At 48.7% G+C, this 1,118-nt stretch carries 1 protein-coding gene; it reads left to right on the forward strand.

Going from position 1 to position 1,118, the window contains the following annotated elements; all coding sequences use genetic code 11:
* Positions 1-1,118: GA-like domain-containing protein (locus QP339_RS09605; protein ID WP_502869666.1), on the forward strand; the 1,118-nt coding region annotated here is incomplete at both ends.

The following is a 1,118-nucleotide window of genomic DNA, read 5'->3' on the forward strand; positions in this document are numbered from 1 at the left end:
GACGGCATGATTACTCCAGCCGAAGTTGAAGAACTCAACCGTCTGAACGAAGAAGCCAAGGCGAAGAAAGCGACAGCGCAAGAGGCAGTCAGCGCGATTCCAGACACACCAGAAGGTGCGAAGACCGCGAAAGATGGCTTCCAAGGTCGCTTGGATAAATTAGATGGCATCCAAGTTCCAAGTGCCAACGATGAAAACAGCAATGGCATTCCAGATGACGTGGATACGAAGATTACGGACGCAGAAGCGAAAGTAGCCGCTGCCGAAGCTGCGGACCAAGCCGCTAAAGCGAAGTTAGCCGAAGCCAACCAAGACGGCATGATTACTCCAGCCGAAGTTGAAGAACTCAACCGTCTGAACGAAGAAGCCAAGGCGAAGAAAGCGACAGCACAAGAGGCAGTCAGCGCGATTCCAGACACACCAGAAGGTGCGAAGACCGCGAAAGATGGCTTCCAAGGTCGTCTCAATAAGCTGACTGGTATCGAAGTGCCACAAGCGGATGATGCGAACAATGACGGCGTCAAAGACACAGATGCTGCTGAAGTAGATGCCTTAGTCAAAGTTGCGGAACAAGCCTACGAAGACTTAGCTAAAGCGCTGAAGAGCGTTGGTAATGTTGTAACGCCAACTGTACATCAAGATCTGGCTGCTAAATTAGCTGATGCTAAAGCTAAAAAGGCAACAGCCCAAGTCGCTGTAGATAGATTACCAGATTCAGTAGGTAAGACTGGTTTCCAAACTCGCCTCGATAGCTTGAAGGATCCAAGCTTACCAACAATTGCTGAAAACGGTGCAGGTAATATCCAGCCAAGCTTACCAGAGTTCGACATGGGTCTAGCTTCTAAACTAGCTAAGGCTGATGACTTGGTGAACGCAGCAGAGAAGGCTTATAAAGACTTAGCTGATGCTATTGAAGCCGCTGGACCAACAGTTAAACCAGAAGTTCATGAAGCCCTCGTTAAACAAGTTCAAGCCGCAGAAAAGGCAAAAGCTGATGCACAAGCCGCAGTTGATGAGCTACCAGTCGATGTTGTGATTAGTAAGACCTACAAAGACCAATATCAAGGTCGCTTAGATAAGCTCGTTACACCTAAGTTGCCAGAAGTTGCGGTCAACGG

The sequence above is a fragment of the Aerococcus sp. UMB7834 genome, from assembly GCF_030215145.1.
GTDB lineage: Bacteria > Bacillota > Bacilli > Lactobacillales > Aerococcaceae > Aerococcus.